Origin of the sequence: Dactylosporangium sp. CA-139114 (assembly GCF_050955725.1) — a bacterium.
Taxonomy (GTDB): Bacteria; Actinomycetota; Actinomycetes; order Mycobacteriales; family Micromonosporaceae; genus Dactylosporangium.
Window position 1 is genome coordinate 9864846 of the sequence record NZ_CP192080.1, and the last position, 20581, is coordinate 9885426.

Below are 20581 nucleotides of genomic sequence, written 5' to 3' on the forward strand. Positions count from 1 at the left end.
TATTCATCATCCGTCCATACAGGGACCTTCAGCCGTTCGGCCCATGTCGGACATCGGGGACTACCCGGACCATAGGAAACGCGTCGACCGGCGGGACCCCGGCCGGCGTTCCTGGGTACCTGTGGAGGAGTGACCGATGCCATCTCGTACGCATGAACCTGAGCCGTTGCTCACGCCGGCTGAGGTCGCGTCGATGTTCCGCGTCGACCCGAAGACCGTCACCCGTTGGGCGAAGGCGGGCAAGCTGAGCGCGATTCGAACGCTTGGTGGCCACCGTCGCTACCGGGAGTCGGAGGTGCGGGCCCTACTCCAGGGCCAAATTCCCACGCAACGCACGGGCGACTGACGCAGACAGTACCTCGCGTCGTCCTCCTGCGCCAACCAACACGGCTTATTACCGCAACGCGCTCGGATCGTCACCCCCCGGTGATCCGAGCGCGTTGCTTTTCAGCCTTCAGGACAGTGTTATCCGGACCCCGACGGTCGCGTCGGCGCCCCGGCGGCGGATGCTCGCCCAGACGAACAGCCGACCCTTCAGGCCGTACTTGCGCTTGATGAGCTCGCGTACGGCCGCGCCCCCCTCCGGGCCGAGCAGCGTCGCGTGCGCCGCAACCGCCGGGCCCGTCGCCTTGCCCCGCACCGTGCACGGCGCGACGGTGACCTTGCCGTCGCGGCGGATGCGCTTGACCTTGCCCGAGTCCCGCACGGTCCACACCATGAGCGCGTCCCCGTCGCGCGCGGCCCACACCGGAGTCGGCACTGGTGTACCGTCCCGGCGGAACGTCGTCACCAGGAGATACTGTTCCTCGCCCAACCGTTCCACCGTCGTCATACAGGACAAGGTACGAGCCGGCCCTCCTCTTCGGGAGGGTCACACGCCCGGGTGACGGGCCGCTAGTCTGATGGTTCAGCCAAAACGCCCCCGGAGTTCGTGATGAAGCTGTCGATCCTGATGCCCGTCTACAACGAGGAAGTCCGCGTTGCCGACGCAGTGAAACAGGCGCTCGACGTGGACTACCCGACCGAGATCGAGCTGGTGATCGTCGACGACGGCAGCCGCGACCGGACGGCCGAGATCCTCCACGGGCTCACCGACGAGCGGCTGCGCGTCGTCGTGCACCCGCGCAACCGGGGCAAGGGCGCGGCGATCAAGACCGCGGTCGAGAACGCGACCGGCGACTACATGGTCATCCTGGACGCCGACCTCGAATACGACCCGCAGGACATCCCGAAGCTGCTCGAGCCGGTGCTCGACGGGCGCGCGACCGTCGTCTACGGCAACCGGACCTTCGGCTCGCACAGCTCCTTCTCGTTCTGGTACGTGATGGGAAACAAGGCCGTCACGACCGCCGCGAACATGCTCTACAACTGCTACCTCGGCGATCTGGAGACGTGCTTCAAGCTGATGCCCGTCTCGCTGTACCGCTCGCTCCAGGTGCGCTCGGCCGGCTTCGGCATGGAGGCCGAGGTGACCGGCAAGCTGCTGCGCAACCGGCACCGGCCCTTCGAGGTGCCGATCAGCTACCGCGCCCGCACCCGTGAAGAGGGCAAGAAGATCACCTGGAAGGACGGGGTCGAGGCCCTGTGGATTCTGTCCCGCGAACGCATGCGCAAGCCGTCCCGGAGCATCGGGACCTCCTGAGCATCGGCGAGCTCTCCGCACGCAGCGGCGTGGCACCGTCCGCGCTGCGCTTCTACGAGAAACTCGGCCTCATCCACGCGACTCGCACCGGCGGCAACCAGCGCCGGTACGAGCGCTCCCAGCTGCGCCGCGTCTCCTTCATCCGCATCTCCGCCCAGGTCGGCGTGCCACTGGAGACGATCAAGAAGGCGCTCGCCTCGCTGCCGGCCAACCGCACGCCCACCAAGGCGGACTGGGCCCGGCTCTCCGCCGGGTGGCGCTCCCACCTCGACGAGCAGATCCAGCTGCTCGAACGGCTGCGGGACACGCTCACCGGGTGCATCGGCTGCGGCTGCCTGTCGCTGAAGACGTGCGCGCTGGTCAACACCGACGACCGCCTGGCGGCGAACGGCACGGGCCCGGTCGTGCTCATCCGGCCCTAAATCGTCAGCAGGATCTTCCCGATGTGCTCGTTGGACTCGAGCAGCCGGTGGGCCTCGGCCGCCTCGGTCATCGGGAACCGCCGGGAGATCACCGGCCGGATCAAGCCCTCGTCCACCAGCGGCCAGACCTCCTCGCGCACCCCGCGGACGATGGCGGCCTTCTCGGCGGCCGAGCGCGCCCGCAGCGTGGTCCCGGCGACGAGAGCCCGCTTGGTGAGCAACTGCCCCAGGTCGAGCTCCCCGCGGCGCCCGCCCTGCAGCCCGATCACCACGAGCCGCCCGCCGACCTTGAGCGAGTCGACGTTCTGCTGCAGGTATGGCCCGCCGATGATGTCGAGCACCACGTCGGCCTGGACCTCCTTGGAGAAGTCGGTCGTCCGGTAGTCGATCACCCGGTCCGCGCCCAGCTCCAGCAGCCGATCCCGCTTCGCCGCCCGCGCCGTCGTCACGACCCCGGCGCCGAGCGCCTTGCCCAGCTGGATCGCGAACGTCCCGATCCCGCTCCCGCCGCCGTGCACCAGCAGCGTCTCCCCCGGCTTGAGCCGGGCCAGGTCCACCACGTTGGAGAAGACGGTCGCGGCCGCCTCGGGCAGCCCCGCCGCGTCGACCAGGTCCACCCCCTTGGGCACCGGCAGCACCTGAGCCGCGGGGGCGGCCACGAGCTCCGCGTAGCCGCCACCCCCGAGCAGCGCGCAGACCTCCTGCCCGACCTGCCACCCGTGCACCCCGTCGCCGACGGCCTTGATCCGCCCCGAGACCTCGAGCCCCGGATAGGGAGGAGCGTCCTTGGGCGGCGGATAGTTCCCCTGCCGCTGCAGCGCGTCGGCGCGGTTGACGCCGGCCGCCACCACCTCGATCAGCACCTCGCCGGCGGCCGCGACGGGATCAGGAACCTCGCTCCAGCGCAGCACCTCGGGTCCACCGGGCCGCTCGATCGTGATCGCATGCACCCTTCCATCATCGCTGCTCCCACCACGGCCGCCACCGGTGGCCGTCACCCCACTGATGCCAGCGGTGCCGCCCCTGACGCTCGCCGACGTCGACCGGCTCCTCGGTGGGCTCGTCGGCCGGCTCGGGCTCCGCGACAACGGGCTCCTCGGTCACGACCACCACCGGCGGAGCCGCCGGAGCCGCCGCCGTGGTAGCCGGCGCCTTCGGCCGCGGCGTGGTCCGCTCGACCCGCACGGCGGCCTTCTTCCCGCTCTGCGTCTGCACCGGCGCCGGAGCCGCTGGGCTGGGCGTGACCCCGAGATCAAGAATCGGAACGGGGGCGGCGGGAACGGTACTCATCCCCAGCGGCCCACTCGCGTTCACCCCGCGCGCACTGCCGGTCGCGGCCGGCACGGCAAACCCCCCACCCTCGGCCCGAGGCGGCCCGCCGCTGCCCTTGGCGTCATACCCGGCCGACCCGATGACAACCCCGAGCGCGGCGACCCCGACTCCCCCGACGACGAGCGCGGCGAGCGAGGGCCGGACGATGCGGCGGTGCCGAGTGACGTACCCGTCCCGCGGATCGTTGAAGAAGAGGTGCACGGTCAAATCCCCCCGTCGCAGCAACCTGCCTTTCGAGTCTGCGCAGCTCAGGCCCGCATGGACGGCATTTGCCCGGCCGTGTTCGGGGGTTCACCGGCACGCGTTCGCCCGAACGACGTCCCTCACGTGGGTGACGTGTCGCGGGTGGGCGGGGATCTGGCACACTTAGCGTCGTTGCGCTGGAGGGCTCGCCTAGTGGCCGATGGCGCCGGTCTTGAAAACCGGTGAGGCGTTCCGCGTCTCCGTGGGTTCGAATCCCACGCCCTCCGCCAAAGCTCAGCCGAGATCTGGCTGACCAGTACCGACTCCGCCGAACGAGCATTACGGTTGACCGGCTGCCGTCTCCCCCAGTCTCACCAGTAACCGTTGCGGCTCACCGGTTGTGCCCGTGCCATGCTCTCGTACCGGGCGCCTTGGCCGGATCGCAGCGGCGGTCTTCGGCAGAGAAAGAGGGGCGAAGCCGCTACACGCCGGCCCAACGGCTAGGCAGGAGCTGTACGCCGTAGCCGACCAGACGTCACGGCATACGGCGTGCGGGTTGTACAACGGTGCCCGTCGCCGAGGGCTGGTTGGACAAAACCGGCGGGCGCTACAGACAGCAGCAATCGCTTGGCTTATGCAGCTTCCCCCTGGTGCCGTTCCAGGTACTCCTCGACTGCGGCCCGGATGATGCCGGATCGGCCGGCTCGATCGCGGCCGGCGGCGCTGTCCAGCCGCGCAACCATGTCGCTTGGCATCTTCACCGTCACGACCCGCTCGACGGCCTCGCCGGACGGGTCGACCTGGACGAAAGTCCCGGACGGGCTTGAGGGCTTCGCCCACTCGCGCCACGGAGTGATGTCGTCGGCCTCCAGCAGCCAGTTTGCGATCTCGTCCCTGCTCATCCGCTCGAAATCCGGCGTCCCGGTCATCGCTGATCTCCCCTCTGCTTCCACTGCTTACCGTCGGCAGCGCTGGCCACGCGCGCGTTGTGCACCCGCCAGACGAACGAGTCGTCGTTGCGCACCAGCAACACCCGAACGAGCACAAGGGCGTCCGTCTCGGCCACCACGAGCAGCAACAGGTCGCTGTGCTCCCGGAGCTGCAGCCGCTCGTCGCGGTCCAGGGCCTCGGCGACGTCCGCTACGGTCAGCCCATCCCTCAAGGTCGCCTGCGGACTCTCATCCGGCTGCGGCATCCGCCACTGCAACTCGCGCACGACCAGCATCGTATTACCGGTAATACTCCGATGGCCACACGATCGGGGAGATTTGCACCGTCCACCCCCGGGAGGGGCGACATCCGTGCCCGTGCCCGAGGAGTGTCACCGATGCTCTCGTCAGGGCCATCAGGGCAGCTCACCAGCTGTACCGCCTGCGCAGACCGGACGCCGCCGCGAGGAGCGAGCGCCCACCGCCGAGCTGCGAACTCGTCTCCGCGCCCGCGGACATCACTTGCGCCGTTTGCGCGGCAATCCGCGGAGTTATCCACAGGCGCGAATTGGGCCTTGTCCGGCGCCTCGGCGAGGCGAAGCCTGGACGCCATGACACGGGGGCGTTTCGGGGCCGCGATGATGGCCGTCGCGCTGGTGATCGGTGGTGCGGTCTGGTTCTGGTGGTCCCGGTCGGCAACGGCCGCCGGGTGCTCCGCCTCGGCCCCGAGGGACGCCGGCGCGCCGCCGGTGAACTCGTTGGTCGTCGCGGAGCAGGGGCTGAGCAAGGTCGGGCCGTGGACGTTCAGCGTCGGCGCGATCGTGGCGAATCGTGCGACCGGGCCGGCCGCGTACCGGGCGACGGTGAGCTTCAGGCTCGTCGACGCCGGTGGGCGGGAGGTCGCCGCCCTCGCGCCGCGGTCGGTGCCCGTCGTGCTGCCCGGAGCTGGGTTGCCGGTCGGGGCGGTGATCGACGTGCGGCCCGAGCAAGGTGCCGCGGTCGCGCGGGTCGACGCTGTGGTTCAGGGTGGGCGTTGGGTGAAGGTCGAGCGGTACAACCCGTTGTTCCACCGCTACGACGTGCTCGCCGAGTCCGACGGGCCGGGTCCGCCCGACTTCCTGCTGCCCGCCAACCTCGCAATGGTGCCGTGTCGGGGGCTTTCGGCCTCCGGGGGCGCGATCGTGTACCGCGATGCCGGCGGGGCCATCGTCGGGGGCGAGGCCGTTGCCTACAACGGTGAGTACTGCGCCGGCACCCACGCCGGGGATCGGGTCGCGGGGCGGCACGTGCCGGACGGCATCGAGGCGCGCAGAACGCAGATCGCGGTCTACTGCGACGTCGGCTAGCGGCGGAAGGCCCACCACTTGCTGAGCTGGTAGTTGATCAGAGGGGCCGTCACGATCAGGATGGCCTGCGCCACCAGGACCGGGATGTGCACCAGCTCCACCAGCAGCGGCAGGCCCGCGTACGTGAAGAGCAGGGCCCACAGGCAGATCACGTAGAACTTCAGGAAGCCCGCGACCACCGGGCCCTTCGACTGGAAGACCCAGCGGCGCTGCAGCGGATAGGTCGCCAGGGCGCAGCCGAAGTTGGCCAGGACCGGGATGACCAAGTAGTGCAGGTGGTCGCGGGTGGTCAGGTAGATCGCGGTGAACAGGGCGTAGTACACCGCCGAGGAGACCGCGCCGACCGCCACGTATCGCACGCGGCGGTCGGTCAGGACTCGTTCTACCGTCGTGGTCACTTGGGGCAGGCCGCGGCCGGGTGCGGGGTTCGGCGCACCGGGCGGTACGACTCGACCGCTCTGATGACGAGGTCGATGTCGTCGTCGTCCATGCCGGCGTAGAGCGGCAGGCGCAGCAGGCGATCCGCCACGTCCTCCGTCACCGGGCAGCCGTCGGTGCGGCCGTACTTCTGGCCGGCGGGCGCCAGGTGCAGGGGCTGGTAGTGGAAGGTCCCGAGCACGCCCTGCTCGAGCAGGTGGCCCAGCATCGCCGAGCGGCTCTGCAGGTCGGGCAGCAGCAGGTAGTACAGGTGCGCGGGGTGGGTCCTGTCCGACGGGACCGTCGGCTGGATCACGCCGTGCTCGACGGCCCACGTGGCCAGGCGATTGTGGTAGCTGTTCCACACGTGCATGCGGCGGCGCTGGATCTGCGGGAAGTGCTCCAGCTGGGCCGTCAGGAACGCGGCCAGCAGGTCCGAGGGGAGGTAGGAGCTGCCGAGGTCCATCCAGCGGTACTTGTCCACCATGCCCCGGAAGAACTGGCCGCGGTTGGTGCCCTTCTCCCTGATGATCTCGGCGCGGTCATAGAAGCGGTCGTCGTTCAGGATCAGCGCGCCGCCCTCGCCGCAGTGGACGTTCTTGGTCTCGTGGAAGCTCTGCGTAGCCAGTTCGCCGATCGAGCCCAGGTTGCGCCCGCGGTAGGTGCCGCCGAGGCCGTGGGCGTTGTCCTCGATGACCACCAGGTCGTGGCGGCGGGCCACGGCCATGATGGCGTCCATCTCCGCCGCCACGCCCGCGTAGTGCACGACGACGATCGCCCGCGTGCGGTCCGTGACGGCCGCCTCGATCAGGCGCTCGTCGATGTTCAGGGTGTCGGCCCGGCAGTCGACGAAGACCGGGCGGGCGCCGCGCAGGGCGTACGCGTTCGCGGTCGAGCAGAAGGTGAACGAGGGCAGGATGACCTCGTCGCCGGGGCCGAGGTCGAGCAGCAGCGCGGTCATGTCCAGGGCGTGCGTGCACGAGGTCGTCAGCAGGGTGTGGCGGGCGCCGATGATCTGGTTCAGCAGCTGGTTCGCGCGCTTGGTGAAGGGGCCGTCGCCGGTCATCGGGCCGTTCGCCATGGCCTGCTGGAGGTACGCGGGCTCGGCTCCGGTCAGGTACCCCTTGTTGAACGGGACGGCGAGTTGCTTCGTTGCCTTCAAAGCGCCTACCTAACGTCAGGAACGGGGCAGCTCGTACACCACGCAGACCCCGGACCGGAAGCGGAACTTCGCAAAGGTCGCAAGTCGCGGCGAAACGCTGCTCTGCGTTTCATCAACGAACAGCCACCGGACTCGGTAGCGATTGCGAAGAACGTCCACATTTTCGGGGTTCGGATCCGCGAACACGGCGTCGTTGGCGGCGAGCACCTCGGGCTTCCAGTACGGCACGGCGCCGGACCAAAGGCCCAGCTCGTCGGCGCGCTCGTGCGCGGTCGTGGAGAAGCCCCAGCCCTCGACGAGCATCCTGCGTTCGGAGTACGCCGTCATCGAGAAGTGGAGATTGCTGCACCGCCCGTCGAACGGCAGGCAGTGCGCGTTGGTCGCGACCAGGTCCGCGGGGCTGGAGTGGTCCCGCAGCCAGCGACCCGCTTCCAACGTGCCTTGGCTGATGTACCGCGGGCTGCGCACCACATCCCGCAGGCCGCTCTGCCGCGACTCCGCCGCGATGAGCACGAAGTGCTGCACGCTGGTGTTCACCCCGAATCCCAGCAGCAGCCCTAATACCACGAAATGTCCGAAATGTCGGTTGCGGAGCGGCCGACATTTCGTCACCCCGTACGCGACTGCGAGCACCAGAGCCAGGGCCGCATACGGCAGCACCAGATCCCGGACGGAGCCGTTGCGGGGGATGCTGTCCCGCCCGAGCGACTGCACGACCTGGATGATGATCACCCCGGCCACGGCCGAGACCGTCAGCACCCGCCAGCGGGAGAGGCCCGCGACCGCGGCGATGCACAGGTAGGGCCGCGCCGACTCGAGGAAGTAGCGCTGGGAGTCGCCGTCCTGGCCCAGCAGCATCGTCGCGGCCGCGCCCGCGATGCCGATGCCGAGCATCACGATCAGGGCCGGCGACGGGTGGCGCAGCCGTCCGATGCCCGCCCACATCGCGGCCCAGCACAGCACCGTCAGGCCGGCGAGCACCAGCAGCTTCCACGGAACCCGGCCGGCGCTGAAGCCCGTCGTCACCCCGATGCCCCCGGTGGCCACGTCGGTCAGCGGCGCCAGCCGCGTGCCCTGGCTGCTGGAGCCGAAGAGCAGCACCTGGGCGGCCACGATCGCGGCGACGGTGACGCCGAGCGCGACCAGCGCCGCGCGGTGGCGGAACCGTTTGACCAGCACGAGCAGGGCGAGGCCGGCGGCGAGCAGGGGCAGATAGGTCGCCTTGCCGCCGGTCACGCCCGCGAGCAGCACGGCGAAGAGCACCCACTGCCGCCGCCCGCCCGCGCCCTGGAGCAGATCGGCGAGCACGAGCAGCACCGGGACGAACAGCAGGGCGCCGAAGGTCTGGGTCGGGCCCGTCCACGCGGTCTGGCGCAGGTAGGCGCCGTCGTCGAAGCCGCTGAAGGCGAGGTCGCGGTAGAAGGCGTTGAGCTGCCACTGGTACGGGTTGGGGGCGAGCACGAGCAGCGTCATGGCGCTCGCGGCGACGCCGGGCCACCAGCCGCCGATGACCCGGCGGGCGAGCAGCGCGACGAGCACCGGGAACGCCATGAGCATGGGCAGCATCGACAGGCGCAGCAGCAGCACGTTGGGCTCGATGCCGGTCACCCAGCTCGTCGCGGCCATCTCGGGGTAGACGAACCAGTGGTACAGCAGCGGCTCGCCCTGGATCCACGGAATCGTCATCGGCATGTGGTGCTTGGCCTCGCCCACCAGCGCGAGGTGGAACGGGCTGTCGGTGTCGGGTGAGGCGTTGGCGGGGTAGCTCAGGCCGTACACCCGGAAGAACTTGACGCTCCAGACCAGCGTGATCCCCGAGAGCGCGGTCATCGCCCACACCCACAGGGCGGGCGGGCGCTCGGCGTGCGGGTCGCGGCGCAGGTGCCGCCGCAGGCCCGGCGCGGCGGCGAAGAGCGCGACGGTGCCCAGCGGGAAGACCAGCACCAGCAGCGGGGCCCCGGCGAGCCGGGCGAGGACATAGCAGAAGACCTCGCCGATGTACCCCACGACAAGCCCCGCGGCCACGTCCCCGCCGAACCAGGACGGCCCGCCGCGCAGCAGCCGCCACCAGAGGGTTCCCGGCAGCGCGATGCCGAGCGCGACGTACAGCCCGAACAGCGCGGTGCTCAGGGGCGGCACGCGGTAGAACCACAGCACCGCGACCGCGGCCGCGAGCAGCAGGGCCGGGCCGGTGAGCCGCACGGAGAGCGCACCCTTGGGCGCCGCGCTCACGGGCTCAGCGGGCGCCCTCGTCAGCGTCTGCACAGCGGGGTTCAACGATCGTGCCGGTGAGGTGCGGTGCCCCTGTCCCCCGATCGTGGACGGCGATGTGCCCGTCGCCCGCCGAGAACGCCACGGTCGCGGGCAGCAGGATCGGGCGCTTGAACTGGACCGAGACCGCGTAGGCCGCCGGCAGGCGGCCCTCGAGCGCGGCCAGGCACCGGGCCTTGGTCCACATCCCGTGCGCGATGGTGGAGCGGAAGCCGAACGCGCGGGCGAGGATGCGGCTCGTGTGGATCGGGTTGCGGTCCCCGGACGCGGCCGCGTAGTCGGTCCCCGTCCGCCTCGGCACGCGCCAGACCGCGGTGGGCTTCGGGGGCTGCGGGGGATCGGCCGCGTCCTTGCGCGGTGACCCGCCGCCGTCACGGCGCAGATACGTCGACCGCCCGCGCCAGACCGGCTCGCCGGCGATCGCGGCGGTCGCGACCATGTCGAACTGCGTGCCGCGCTCGTGGGGGCGCAGGTCTTCGGCGCGTACCGACAGGGAGAACGCGTCCGAGGACGTCAGCGGGCGGAGGACCTCGATCGCGTTGGCCACGTGCACCACGCCCAGCACCGGGAACGGGAAGTCCGCGGCCGTCATGAGCGCGAGCGCGAGCGGGAACGCGAGCACGTGCGGGTAGGTCGCCGGCAGCTCGTCGCGCAGCCGGAACCCGCACACCCGGTCGTACTCCGCGAGGTGCGCGAGGTCCACGCGCACCTCGTCGAGGCGCAGCTCCCGCTCGGGAAGCGTGCCGCCGCTGGGCCGGCGCAGGGCGGCGGCGCGGTAGAGCGGGCCGAGCCGGGGCGGCGCCGCGAGGACCGTGGTCTCCATCAGGCCCCCAGGAGGCTCTGCCCGCACACCCGCACGACGTTGCCGTTGAGCCCGCCGGACGCCGGGTGGGCCAGCCAGGCGATCGTCTCGGCCACGTCGACCGGCAGGCCGCCCTGGGACATGCTGTTGAGCCGCCGGCCGCCCTCGCGCACGAACAGCGGCATGGCCGCGGTCATCCTGGTCTCGATGAAGCCGGGCGCGACCGCGTTGATCGTGAGCCCGCGCTCGGCGACCGCGCCCGCGCTGGCCTGCACCAGCCCGATCACGCCGGCCTTCGATGTGGCGTAGTTCGTCTGGCCGCGGTTGCCGGCGATGCCGGAGACCGAGGAGACCGAGACGATCCGGCCGTTGCCGCCGAGCAGGTTCTCGGCGAGCAGCACGTCGTTGATGCGCTCCTGGCCGGCGAGGTTCACGTCGATCACGGAGGCCCACTGCCCCTCATCCATGCGCCCGAGGGTCTTGTCCCGGGTGATCCCGGCGTTGTGCACGAAGATGTCCGCGTGCACGTGCCGCGTGGCGATGAAGTCGGCGAGCCGGCGCGGGGCGTCCTCGGCGGTCAGGTCCAGCTGTAGCGCGGTGCCCTTCAGCTCGTTGGCGACCCGCGACAGCTCCTCGCCGGCCGCGGGCACGTCGAGGCAGACCACGTGCGCGCCCTCGCGGGTGAGCACCTCGGCGATGGCCGCGCCGATGCCGCGGGCGGCCCCGGTGACCACCGCGGTGCGGCCCACGAGCGGCTGGTCCCAGTCGTCGGGCACGTCCACGGTGGCGGGGCCGATGCGGATGACCTGGCCGGAGACGTAGGCCGAGCGCCCCGACAGCAGGAAGCGCAGGGTGGACTCGGTCGCCTCCTCGGCGCCCGGCGCCACGTAGACCAGCTGGGCCGTCGACCCGCGGCCGATCTCCTTGCCGAGCGAGCGCACGAACCCCTCGAGCGCCCGCTGCGCGGTGGCCTCCCGGGCGCTCGTGCACAGCTCGGGCGGGCTGCCCAGCACGATCACCCGCCCCGACGGGCGCAGGGAGCGGATCACCGGGTGGAAGAAGTCGAACAACGCGCGCAGTCCGGCGCTGCCGGTGATGCCCGTGGCGTCGAAGATGAGCGCGGCGGGCCGCTCGCCGTCGCCGAGGACGGTCGGCAGCTTGTCGAGGATGTGCCGGGTCGGCTCGGCCAGGCGCCCGTCACCGCCGAGGGTGACCGGCCCGAACCCCTCCCCGGCCCGGAAGCGGCGAAGTGGCGGCGGATCCGGCAGGCCGAGGCGCCTGACCAGGAACTTCCCGGCGCCCGAGTGGGCGAAGGTCGCGTAGCGATCGGTCATTGCGTGCCTCCCCAGTCACAACTCCGCGCGCTAACCTACTCACGAGTAGGGTAACGCCAGAATGCCCTGCCCCGTCGAGAAGGAGACTCCGATGGCCCCCTCGAATACCCCCTCGGAACCCCCCGTCCGGGTCGCGATCGTCGGCGGCAACCGCATCCCCTTCGCCCGCTCGGGCAGCGCCTACGCCACTGCATCAAACCAGGACATGCTGACCGCCGCCATAGACGGGCTCGTGGCCCGCTTCGGCCTCGCGGGTGAGCGACTGGGTGAGGTCGCCGCCGGTGCGGTGCTCAAGCACAGCCGCGACTTCAACCTGACACGCGAATCCGTGCTCGGCTCGCGGCTCGACCCGCGGACCCCGGCCTACGACGTGCAGCAGGCCTGCGGAACCGGGCTCGAGGCGGCGATCCTGGTCGCCAACAAAATCGCCCTCGGACAGATCGAGGTGGGCATCGCCGGCGGCGTCGACACCACCTCGGACGCGCCGCTCGGCGTCAACGAGGACGCCCGGCGGATCATGATGGAGCTCAACCGGTCCCGCTCGCTCGGCGCCCGGCTGCGCGCGGTGAGCCGGTTCCGCCCGGCGCAGCTCAAACCGGACATCCCGCGCAACGCCGAGGCGCGCACCGGGCTGTCGATGGGCGAGCACGCGGCGCTGACCGCGGCCGAGTTCGGCATCGGCCGCGAGGAGCAGGACGAGCTGGCGCTGGCCTCGCACCAGCGGCTCGCCGCCGCCTACGAGCGCGGGTTCTTCGACGACCTCGTCACGCCCTACCTCGGCCTCTCCCGCGACCAGAACCTGCGCCCGGACACGTCGCTGCCGAAGCTGGCCGCGCTCAAGCCGGTCTACGGGCGCGGCCCCGGCGCGACCATGACGGCCGGCAACTCCACCCCGCTCACCGACGGCGCCGCCGTGGTGCTGCTGGCCTCGCAGGCGTGGGCGAAGGCGCGCAAACTGCCGGTGCTGGCGTACTTCGAGGCCACCGAGACGGCCGCCGTGGACTTCGTGAGCGGGCAGGACGGGCTGCTCATGGCCCCGGCGTACGCGGTGCCCCGGCTCCTGGCCCGCACCGGCCTGACGCTGCGGGACTTCGACTTCTACGAGATCCACGAGGCCTTCGCCTCGCAGGTGCTGGCGACCCTCAAGGCCTGGGAGGACCCGCGGTTCTGCGCCGAGCGCCTCGGCCTCGACGAGCCGCTGGGCGCGATCGACCGCGCGAAGCTCAACGTGAACGGCTCGTCCCTGGCGGCCGGGCACCCCTTCGCCGCGACCGGCGGCCGGCTCGTGGCCACGCTCGCGAAACTGCTGGCCGAACGGGGCTCCGGACGCGGCCTGATCTCCATCTGCGCGGCCGGCGGCCAGGGGGTCACGGCCATCTTGACGCGCTGAAAGTGCTCCGGGCCCATAGCATCGTCGGCATGACCGTCCAGCCGACGATGCTGCGCCCGGCCACCCCCCGACCCGCCTGGCAGGTGGTCGTCGGCCTCGTGCTGGTGCTCCCGGCGCTGGTGCTGCTCATCACCTCCTACGTCGAGCCCGTGTTCTGGACCTTCAAGAGCTCGTTCAACCGGTTCAGCGGCCTGCGCACGCTCGCCGGCGGCGCGACGGGCGAATCCGTCGGGTTCGACAACTACCGCAAGGCCTTCGAGAACGGGCTGGGCGGCGCGATCGGCACCACGCTGCTGCTCGCGCTCCTGCCGCTGCTGGCCGTGCTCCTCGTCGCCCCGGCCGTGGCCTGGGCCGCCGAGAACACCGGCCGCACCGGCCGCTGGGTCGCCCGCGGTCTGCTGACCTTCCCGCTCGTGGCGTTCACGCCGTTCGGCATCGCGGTCGCGCACTTCGCCGACGGGCACTCCCAGCTCTCGGCCTTCTGGCTGGGCACCTTCGGCGTGGTCACGGCGGCCGCCGCCCTGCTCTACCTGGCCGCTTTCCGCAGCGGTCGCAGCCCGTGGCCCGGGGTGATCGTCGGCGGGCTGCTGGCCGTGCTGACCGTGCTCGGCCTGGTCCTGCAAGAGTTCGCGTTCGCGCAGGTCTTCCAGGAGGCCACGCCGGTTCTGCAGATGACGCGGTATGGCTTCGTCAACTTCAACTTCGGCGTCGCCACCGCGATCTCGTCGGTGCTGCTGGTGCCCCTGATGCTGCTGGGCGTCGCCGCGACCGTCCTGATCATCGTGACCAACCTGCGCTTCCAAGTCACCGGCCAAGCCACCGGCCAAGTCACCGGTCAAGTCACGGCGACCGCCCGCGAGGGGCGCGCCTGGGGCTGGGGCCCGCTGGGCGGCCTGCTGCTCATCGTGCTCGTCGTCACGCTGCTCGGGATCTGGCCCTGGCTGAGCCGCATCACCGACGACAACGACAAGCTCCCGGCGACCTTCGCCAACACGTGGCTGCCGCCGCTGATCGCCACGCTCATCGGGGTGAGCGTGGCCGGGCTGGCCGCGTTCGGCATCAGCGGCCTGCGCCCCCTCGGCCGCTACAGCGAGCTGCTCCTGCTCCCGTTCGGCCTGTTCCTGTTCGTCGGGGCCGGGCCGCTCGTGCTGCGCGAGTACGCCGCGGGGGCGACCGCGGGCCGGCTCAACACCTTCCTCGCCCTCGTCCCGCCGTCGCGGGTGACCATCCCGGCGCTCATCCTGCTGGCGATGCTGTTCCGCGGCCAGGCGCTGCGCCGCGAGGTGCTGCACCAGGAGGGGCGGCCGGCCTCGTGGTGGTCGGTGATCTGGCCCGGGCTGCCGATGCTCGGGATCGCCTACCTGGTGACCTGGTTCGTGCAGGCGCAGGACGCCCTGTGGCCGTACGTCAACGGCACCAGGACCCATCCGACCGGGATCTACGCGGTGATGGTCACGATGCAGCAGTACGGCCGCCACCTGGACGAGCTGCCGCTGGCCCGGCTCCTGCCGCTGCCCATGCTGCTGCTGTTGCTGGTGCTCGGGCTGGCGGCCCAGTTGCTGTACGCCGACCGTGTCGCCCTGCACTACGGTCGGCCCGAGCGTGATCACCCCCCGCGGACGTAGTCACAATGGAGGCGTGAAGAAAGCGCGGATTCCCGATGTGCTCGCCGCCCGTTACGCCTCGCCCGAGCTGGTCGAGGTCTGGTCGCCCGAGGAGAAGCTCCGGCTCGAGCGCCGGCTCTGGCTCGCCGTGCTCAAGGGCCAGCGCGACCTCGGCGTGGCGGTGCCGGACGGGGTCGTCGAGGCCTACGAGCGGGTCCTCGACGACGTCGACCTGGTCTCGATCGCCGAGCGCGAGCGGGTCACCCGGCACGACGTGAAGGCCCGCATCGAGGAGTTCTCCGAGCTGGCCGGGCACGAGCACATCCACAAGGGCATGACCTCCCGCGACCTCACCGAGAACGTCGAGCAGCTGCAGATCCGCATCTCCCTGGAGCTGGTCCGGGACCGGATGGTGGCGACGCTGGCCCGGCTCGCGGCGCGGGCGAAGCAGTACGACGAGCTGGTCATGGTCGGCCGCTCGCACAACGTGCCCGCGCAGGCCACGACGCTCGGCAAGCGCTTCGCCTCCGCGGCCGAGGAGCTGCTCATCGCGTACCGCCGCCTGGACGAGCTGATCGAGCGCTATCCGCTGCGCGGCATCAAGGGCCCGGTCGGCACCGCGGCCGACCAGCTCGACCTCTTCGGCGGCGACGCGGGCAGTGCCGCCGGAAAAGTCGCCGAGCTGGAGCGCAAGGTGGCCGAGCACCTGGGCTTCCGCAGCGTGCTGACCAGCGTCGGCCAGGTGTACCCGCGCTCGCTGGACTTCGACGTGGTGTCCGCGCTGGCCCAGGCCGTCGCCGGCCCGTCGAGCCTGGCCACCACGATCCGCCTGATGGCCGGCTACGAGCTGGTCACCGAGGGCTTCAAGGCGGGCCAGGTCGGCTCGTCGGCGATGCCGCACAAGATGAACACGCGCTCCTGCGAGCGGGTCAACGGCCTCGCGGTGATCGTGCGCGGCTACCTGTCGATGGTCGGCGAGCTGGCCGGCGACCAGTGGAACGAGGGCGACGTGTCGTGCTCGGTCGTGCGGCGGGTGGCGCTGCCGGACGCGTTCTTCGCGGTCGACGGGTTGTTTGCGACGTTTTTGACGGTACTGGACGAGTTCGGCGCATATCCGGCGGTCGTGGCGCGGGAGCTGGATCGGTACCTGCCCTTCCTGGCCACCACCCGGGTCCTCGTCGCCGCCGTCGGTCGCGGCGTCGGCCGTGAGGATGCTCACGAAGCCATCAAGGAGCACGCCGTCGCCGTGGCGCTCGCCATGCGCGAAAAGGGCATCCAGGACAATGACCTCCTCAACCGGCTGGCCGGCGACGAGCGGCTGCGGCTGTCCACGGGCGAAGTGCAAGCCCTCGTGGCCGACCCGTCGGCGTTCGTCGGAGCGGCATCGGCCCAGGTGGCGGCCATTGTCGAGCAGGTCTCGGCGATCGTGGCGGCCAACCCCTCGGCGGGCGCCTACGTGCCACCTCCCATCCTCTGAGCGTCGATCTTGGGCATCTCGGCGGATCGGTAAGATGCGAGTCGGGCGATGTTCTCTAGGGCTTCGCCGCGCGGTCGTCCGAACCCGTGTGACACGGGCGGTGATCTGCGGCGGAGCCCCGCCCGGTAGGCTCGTGTCGCTCGCCCTCGAGCGCCCGACTCAACGTCAGGAGTGCCCCGTGGCCCGCGTCGTGGTGGACGTCATGCTCAAACCGGAGATCCTCGACCCGCAGGGTCAGGCTGTCGCGAACGCGCTTCCGCGTCTCGGCGTGGACGATGTCGCCTCCGTGCGCATCGGCAAGCGGATCGAGATCGAGTTCGCGGGCGCCGCGGACCTCGACCGCGCCCGTGACATCGCCGACAAGCTGCTCGCCAACCCCGTGATCGAGGACTTCACCCTGCGGGTCGAGGAGCAGCCCGAGCCGGCGGAGGTCGAGGAGCAGTGACCGCCCGCATTGGGGTCGTCACGTTCCCCGGTTCGCTCGACGACCGCGACGCCGCCCGGGCCGTGCACCTCGCCGGCGCCGCGGCCATCCCGCTGTGGCACGCCGACGGCGACCTCTACGGCGTGGACGCCGTCATCCTGCCAGGCGGCTTCTCCTACGGGGACTACCTGCGCGCCGGCGCCATCGCCCGCTTCTCCGCGGTCATGGACTCGATCGTGAAGGCGGCCGGCGAGGGGCTGCCCGTGCTCGGCATCTGCAACGGCTTCCAGGTGCTCTGCGAGGCCCACCTGCTGCCGGGCGCGCTCACGCGCAACCAGCACCTGCACTTCCGCAACCGCGACCAGGGCCTGCGGATCGAGAACAACACGACCGCGTGGACGGTCGGCTTCCAGCCGCGCCAGGAGATCGTCATCCCGGTCAAGAACGGTGAGGGCTGCTACATGGCCGACACGCGGACCCTGGACGAGCTCGAGGCGGAGGGGCGGGTCGTCGCGCGGTACGTCCGCGGAAACCCCAACGGTTCGCTGCACGACATCGCGGCGATCAGCAACGCAGCCGGCAACGTCGTCGGGATCATGCCCCACCCGGAGCACGCGGTGGAGGTGCTGACCGGTCCCTCGATCGACGGGCTGGGCATCTTCACGTCCGTGCTCGCTCACCTTGGAGCCCGTGTATGACCGCGGAAACGTTCGACACCGTCGATGAGGCCGCCAAGACTCCGGACACCGAGCAGCCCTACGAGGAGCTGGGTCTGCGCGAGGACGAGTACCAGCGCATCCGCTCGATCCTGAGCCGCCGCCCGACCACGTCGGAGCTGGCGATGTACTCGATCATGTGGAGTGAGCACTGCTCGTACAAGAGCAGCAAGGTCCACCTGCGCCAGTTCAGCGAGAAGGCCCCCAAGTCCGACCTGATGCTCGCGGGCATCGGCGAGAACGCGGGCGTGATCCGCATCTCCGACGAGATCGCGGTCACCTTCAAGGTCGAGTCGCACAACCACCCGAGCTTCGTCGAGCCGTACCAGGGCGCGGCCACGGGCGTCGGCGGCATCGTCCGGGACATCCTCGCCATGGGCGCCCGCCCGGTCGCGGTGATGGACCCGCTGCGCTTCGGCGCCGCCGACCACGAGGACACCAAGCGCGTCCTGCCCGGGGTCGTGGCCGGCGTCGGGGGCTACGGCAACTGCCTCGGCCTGCCCAACATCGGCGGCGAGGTCGTCTTCGACCCCTGCTACCAGGGCAACCCGCTGGTCAACGCGCTCTGCGTGGGCGTGCTGCCGGTCAACCGCCTGCAGAACAAGGAGGCGCACGGCCCCGGCAACATCGTCGTGCTCCTGGGCGCGAAGACCGGGCGCGACGGCATCGGCGGCGTGTCGGTGCTGGCCAGCGCGACCTTCAACGCCGACGGCCCGGCCCGGCGCCCCTCGGTGCAGGTCGGCGACCCGTTCATCGAGAAGCTGCTCATCGAGAGCTGCCTGGAGCTGTACGAGCGGGACCTGATCGTCGGCGTGCAGGACCTCGGCGGCGCGGGTCTGACCTGCGCCCTGACCGAGACCAGCGCCTCCGCCGGCACCGGCATGGACATCAACCTCGACACGGTGCCGCTGCGCGAGGCCTCGATGGACCCGCAGGAGGTGCTGGCCAGCGAGTCGCAGGAGCGCATGCTGCTCATCGTCGACCCGGCCAAGCTCGAGGAGGTGCTGCGCGTCGCCGAGCGCTGGGGCGTCATCGCCACCGCGATCGGGACCGTCACCGACACCGGCCGGCTGGTCATCACCTGGAAGGGCGAGACCGTCGTCGACGTGCCGCCGGGGTCGCTGGTCGACGACGGCCCGGTGTACGCCCGGCCGATGCGCGAGCCCGCGGACCTCATCCTGCTGCAGGCCGACCGCGCCGAGACGCTGCCCCGCCCGCGCACCGGTGTCGAGCTGCGCGAGACCCTCCTGCGGCTGGCCGCCAGCCCGAACCTGTGCGACAAGAGCTGGGTGACGGAGCAGTACGACCGATACGTGCAGGGCAACACGATCCTCGCCCAGCCCGAGAACGCCGGCGTGATCCGCATCGACGAGCAGAGCGGCCTCGGCGTCGCCCTGTCCGTGGACGGCAACGCGCGCTTCGCCCGCCTCGACCCCTACAACGGGGCCAAGCTGGCGCTCGCCGAGGCCTACCGCAACGTGGCCGCGTCCGGCGCCACCCCGCTCGCCGTGACCAACTGCCTCAACTTCGGCTCGCCGGAGGACCCGCAGGTCATGTGGCAGTTCGCCGAGGCCGTTCGCGGCCTGGCCGACGGCTGCGCGGAGCTGGGCATCCCGGTCACCGGCGGCAACGTCTCCTTCTACAACTCCACCGGCGCGCAGGCCATCCACCCGACCCCGGTCGTGGGCGTCCTGGGCATCCTGGGCAACGTCGGCAGCCGCATCCCGATGGGCTTCGGCGGCGACAGCGACCTGATCGTGCTGCTGGGCGAGACCACGGAGGAGCTCTCGGGCTCCGAGTGGGCGTGGGTGACCCACGAGCACCTCGGCGGCCTGCCCCCGCGCGTGAACCTGACCCGCGAGCGCATCCTGGCCTCGGTCCTGACCGAGGCCGGCGAGCGCGGCCACCTGTCCAGCGCGCACGACCTCTCCGACGGCGGCCTGGCTCAGGCCCTGGTCGAGGCCACCCTGCGCTACGACTGCGGCGCGAACATCAACCTGCCCGAGGGCCTGAACCCGTTCGTCGCCCTCTTCTCGGAGTCGACGGCCCGGGCCCTGGTGTCCGTGCCCCGCGGCCACGAGAAGGCGTTCACCGCCCTGTGCGCGCAGCACGGCCTCCCGGCCACGGTGATCGGCTCGGTCGACGGCCGCAGCCGCACGCTGGACATCCGCGGCCAGTTCACGATCGCCCTCGACGAGCTGCGCTCCGCCTGGATGGGCACCCTGCCGTCGCTGTTCGGCGAGGTGTCGACGGAGGCCCCGGCCTACCGCGCCCCGGCGCCGGAGTTCGACAGCGTCTTCGAGAAGGTCGAGGCGCCCGAGGTGCCGCACGCCCCGCTAGACACCGACGAAACCTGACCTCGAATGGCGGAGGGCGTCCACAGCCAGCCCGGCTCGGGCGCCCGTTTCGACTGGGGCCCAGCGGGCGCGGCCGAGCTGTCCCGCGTCTGCTCGGTCCTGGTGGTGGTGGACGTGCTGTCCTTCTCGACCGCGGTGGACGTCGCGGTGAGCCGGGGCATCCGCGTCCACCCGTTCCCCTGGAGCGACCAGGCCCACGCGTACGCGACCCGCTTGGGCGCCGCCGTCGCCGTCGGCCGCCAGCAGACCACCGCCGAACAGCCGTGGAGCCTCTCGCCCGCGACCTTGCAGACCGCGCCGCTGGTCGACCAACTCGTGCTGCCCTCTCCCAACGGCGCCACCATCTGCTCCGCCGCCGCCTCGACGGGCGTCCCCGTGGTGGCCGCGTGCCTGCGCAACGCCCCCGCCGTCGCCCGCTGGCTGCACGCCCACGGCCACGGCACCCCAACCAGCGCCGTCGGCGTCATCGCGGCCGGCGAACTCTGGCCGGACGGCACCCTGCGCCCCTGCGTGGAGGACCTCCTCGGCGCCGCCGCGGTCCTGGACGGCCTGTCGATGCTCGGCGCCCCGCTCTCCGTCGAGGCCGCCGTGTCCCTAGCGGCCCTCGCGTCGGTCCGCAACGTGCCCGCGGCCGTCCGCCGCTGCGTGAGCGGCCAGGAGCTCATCCAGCGAGGCTTCGCCGCGGACGTCCGCCTGGCCTCCCAGTCCGGCGTCTCCGACACCATCCCCATCATGACCGACGGCGAGTCCTTCGCCCCCGCCTCTTAGCGCTG

At 71.3% G+C, this 20581-nt stretch carries 21 protein-coding genes and 1 tRNA gene; 12 read left to right on the top strand and 10 right to left on the bottom strand.

The genetic code is table 11. From position 1 onward, the window contains the following. Positions 1–136: 136 nt before the first annotated feature. On the top strand, positions 137–346 hold the full coding sequence (locus ACQP2P_RS44440; RefSeq protein WP_223099768.1) for a BldC family transcriptional regulator: 210 nt from the start codon (positions 137–139) through the stop codon (positions 344–346). 108 nt (positions 347–454) lie between these two features. Here ACQP2P_RS44440 and ACQP2P_RS44445 read toward each other — a convergent pair whose 3' ends face one another. Continuing rightward, on the bottom strand, positions 455–832 hold the full coding sequence (locus ACQP2P_RS44445) for a PPOX class F420-dependent oxidoreductase (RefSeq protein ID WP_433611491.1): 378 nt from the start codon (positions 830–832) through the stop codon (positions 455–457). Positions 833–934: 102 nt separating this feature from the next. On the opposite strand from ACQP2P_RS44445, the gene ACQP2P_RS44450 reads away from it, so the two are divergent. Together ACQP2P_RS44450 and soxR are read left to right on the top strand one after the other, a co-directional pair. Continuing rightward, entirely contained in the window at positions 935–1642 is a 708-nt protein-coding gene (locus ACQP2P_RS44450; RefSeq protein ID WP_433611493.1) for a glycosyltransferase family 2 protein, read from the top strand. Positions 1643–1671: 29 nt separating this feature from the next. Further along, on the top strand, positions 1672–2064 hold the full coding sequence (gene soxR, locus ACQP2P_RS44455) for a redox-sensitive transcriptional activator SoxR (RefSeq protein WP_433611495.1): 393 nt from the start codon (positions 1672–1674) through the stop codon (positions 2062–2064). Here the strand turns inward: soxR and ACQP2P_RS44460 are convergent. After that, the gene (locus tag ACQP2P_RS44460) at positions 2061–3014 is read right to left on the bottom strand and encodes an NAD(P)H-quinone oxidoreductase (RefSeq protein WP_433611497.1); all 954 of its coding nucleotides are present in this window, start codon (positions 3012–3014) and stop codon (positions 2061–2063) included. The genes soxR and ACQP2P_RS44460 overlap by 4 nt on opposite strands. Positions 3015–3021: 7 nt before the next feature. Further along, complete coding sequence (locus ACQP2P_RS44465; protein ID WP_433611499.1) at positions 3022–3597, bottom strand: hypothetical protein; 576 nt, start codon at positions 3595–3597, stop codon at positions 3022–3024. A gap of 181 nt (positions 3598–3778) precedes the next feature. On the opposite strand from ACQP2P_RS44465, the gene ACQP2P_RS44470 reads away from it, so the two are divergent. Then, positions 3779–3869 (top strand) — tRNA-Ser (locus ACQP2P_RS44470). Between the two features lie 342 nt (positions 3870–4211). Here ACQP2P_RS44470 and ACQP2P_RS44475 read toward each other — a convergent pair. Together ACQP2P_RS44475 and ACQP2P_RS44480 are read right to left on the bottom strand one after the other, a co-directional pair. Further along, complete coding sequence (locus ACQP2P_RS44475) at positions 4212–4508, bottom strand: ribbon-helix-helix protein, CopG family (RefSeq protein WP_433611501.1); 297 nt, start codon at positions 4506–4508, stop codon at positions 4212–4214. Beyond that, complete coding sequence (locus ACQP2P_RS44480) at positions 4505–4795, bottom strand: hypothetical protein (protein ID WP_433611503.1); 291 nt, start codon at positions 4793–4795, stop codon at positions 4505–4507. Before ACQP2P_RS44480 ends, ACQP2P_RS44475 begins: the two co-directional genes overlap by 4 nt. A gap of 324 nt (positions 4796–5119) precedes the next feature. On the opposite strand from ACQP2P_RS44480, the gene ACQP2P_RS44485 reads away from it, so the two are divergent. Beyond that, entirely contained in the window at positions 5120–5854 is a 735-nt protein-coding gene (locus ACQP2P_RS44485) for a hypothetical protein (RefSeq protein WP_433611505.1), read from the top strand. Here ACQP2P_RS44485 and ACQP2P_RS44490 read toward each other — a convergent pair. Genes ACQP2P_RS44490 through ACQP2P_RS44510 form a run of 5 tightly spaced genes read right to left on the bottom strand, consistent with a single transcriptional unit; the run spans position 5851 to position 11840 of the window. Then, complete coding sequence (locus tag ACQP2P_RS44490; protein ID WP_433611507.1) at positions 5851–6252, bottom strand: GtrA family protein; 402 nt, start codon at positions 6250–6252, stop codon at positions 5851–5853. The two genes, ACQP2P_RS44485 and ACQP2P_RS44490, sit on opposite strands and share 4 nt — an antisense overlap. Beyond that, positions 6249–7433 (bottom strand): dTDP-4-amino-4,6-dideoxygalactose transaminase, encoded by a 1185-nt coding sequence (rffA, locus tag ACQP2P_RS44495; RefSeq protein WP_433611509.1) that lies wholly within the window; start codon positions 7431–7433, stop codon positions 6249–6251. The genes ACQP2P_RS44490 and rffA overlap by 4 nt, the downstream gene beginning before the upstream one ends. A gap of 15 nt (positions 7434–7448) precedes the next feature. Further along, complete coding sequence (locus ACQP2P_RS44500; RefSeq protein WP_433611511.1) at positions 7449–9665, bottom strand: hypothetical protein; 2217 nt, start codon at positions 9663–9665, stop codon at positions 7449–7451. Between the two features lie 4 nt (positions 9666–9669). Then, positions 9670–10527 carry a MaoC family dehydratase gene (locus ACQP2P_RS44505; RefSeq protein WP_433611513.1) on the bottom strand — a complete coding sequence of 286 codons (858 nt, stop codon included), beginning with the start codon at positions 10525–10527 and terminating at the stop codon, positions 9670–9672. Continuing rightward, positions 10527–11840, bottom strand: a complete 1314-nt coding sequence (locus ACQP2P_RS44510; protein ID WP_433611515.1) for a 3-oxoacyl-ACP reductase — start codon at positions 11838–11840, stop codon at positions 10527–10529. Before ACQP2P_RS44510 ends, ACQP2P_RS44505 begins: the two co-directional genes overlap by 1 nt. A 91-nt stretch (positions 11841–11931) precedes the next feature. Between ACQP2P_RS44510 and ACQP2P_RS44515 the strand changes: the two genes are divergently transcribed. The 7 genes from ACQP2P_RS44515 to ACQP2P_RS44545 all read left to right on the top strand — a co-directional run bounded on the left by ACQP2P_RS44515 (position 11932) and on the right by ACQP2P_RS44545 (position 20576). Further along, a complete protein-coding gene (locus ACQP2P_RS44515; protein WP_433611517.1) occupies positions 11932–13230 on the top strand; it encodes an acetyl-CoA C-acetyltransferase in 1299 nt (432 codons plus the stop codon). 29 nt (positions 13231–13259) lie between these two features. Then, positions 13260–14855 carry a hypothetical protein gene (locus ACQP2P_RS44520; RefSeq protein WP_433611519.1) on the top strand — a complete coding sequence of 532 codons (1596 nt, stop codon included), beginning with the start codon at positions 13260–13262 and terminating at the stop codon, positions 14853–14855. A gap of 13 nt (positions 14856–14868) precedes the next feature. Further along, complete coding sequence (gene purB, locus ACQP2P_RS44525; protein ID WP_433611521.1) at positions 14869–16311, top strand: adenylosuccinate lyase; 1443 nt, start codon at positions 14869–14871, stop codon at positions 16309–16311. A gap of 178 nt (positions 16312–16489) precedes the next feature. After that, a complete protein-coding gene (gene purS, locus ACQP2P_RS44530; protein WP_433611523.1) occupies positions 16490–16756 on the top strand; it encodes a phosphoribosylformylglycinamidine synthase subunit PurS in 267 nt (88 codons plus the stop codon). Beyond that, on the top strand, positions 16753–17433 hold the full coding sequence (gene purQ / locus ACQP2P_RS44535) for a phosphoribosylformylglycinamidine synthase subunit PurQ (protein WP_433611525.1): 681 nt from the start codon (positions 16753–16755) through the stop codon (positions 17431–17433). The genes purS and purQ overlap by 4 nt, the downstream gene beginning before the upstream one ends. Next, positions 17430–19808, top strand: a complete 2379-nt coding sequence (purL, locus tag ACQP2P_RS44540) for a phosphoribosylformylglycinamidine synthase subunit PurL (RefSeq protein WP_433611527.1) — start codon at positions 17430–17432, stop codon at positions 19806–19808. The genes purQ and purL overlap by 4 nt, the downstream gene beginning before the upstream one ends. Positions 19809–19814: 6 nt before the next feature. Next, positions 19815–20576, top strand: a complete 762-nt coding sequence (locus tag ACQP2P_RS44545; RefSeq protein ID WP_433611529.1) for a 2-phosphosulfolactate phosphatase — start codon at positions 19815–19817, stop codon at positions 20574–20576. Positions 20577–20581 lie beyond the last annotated feature (5 nt).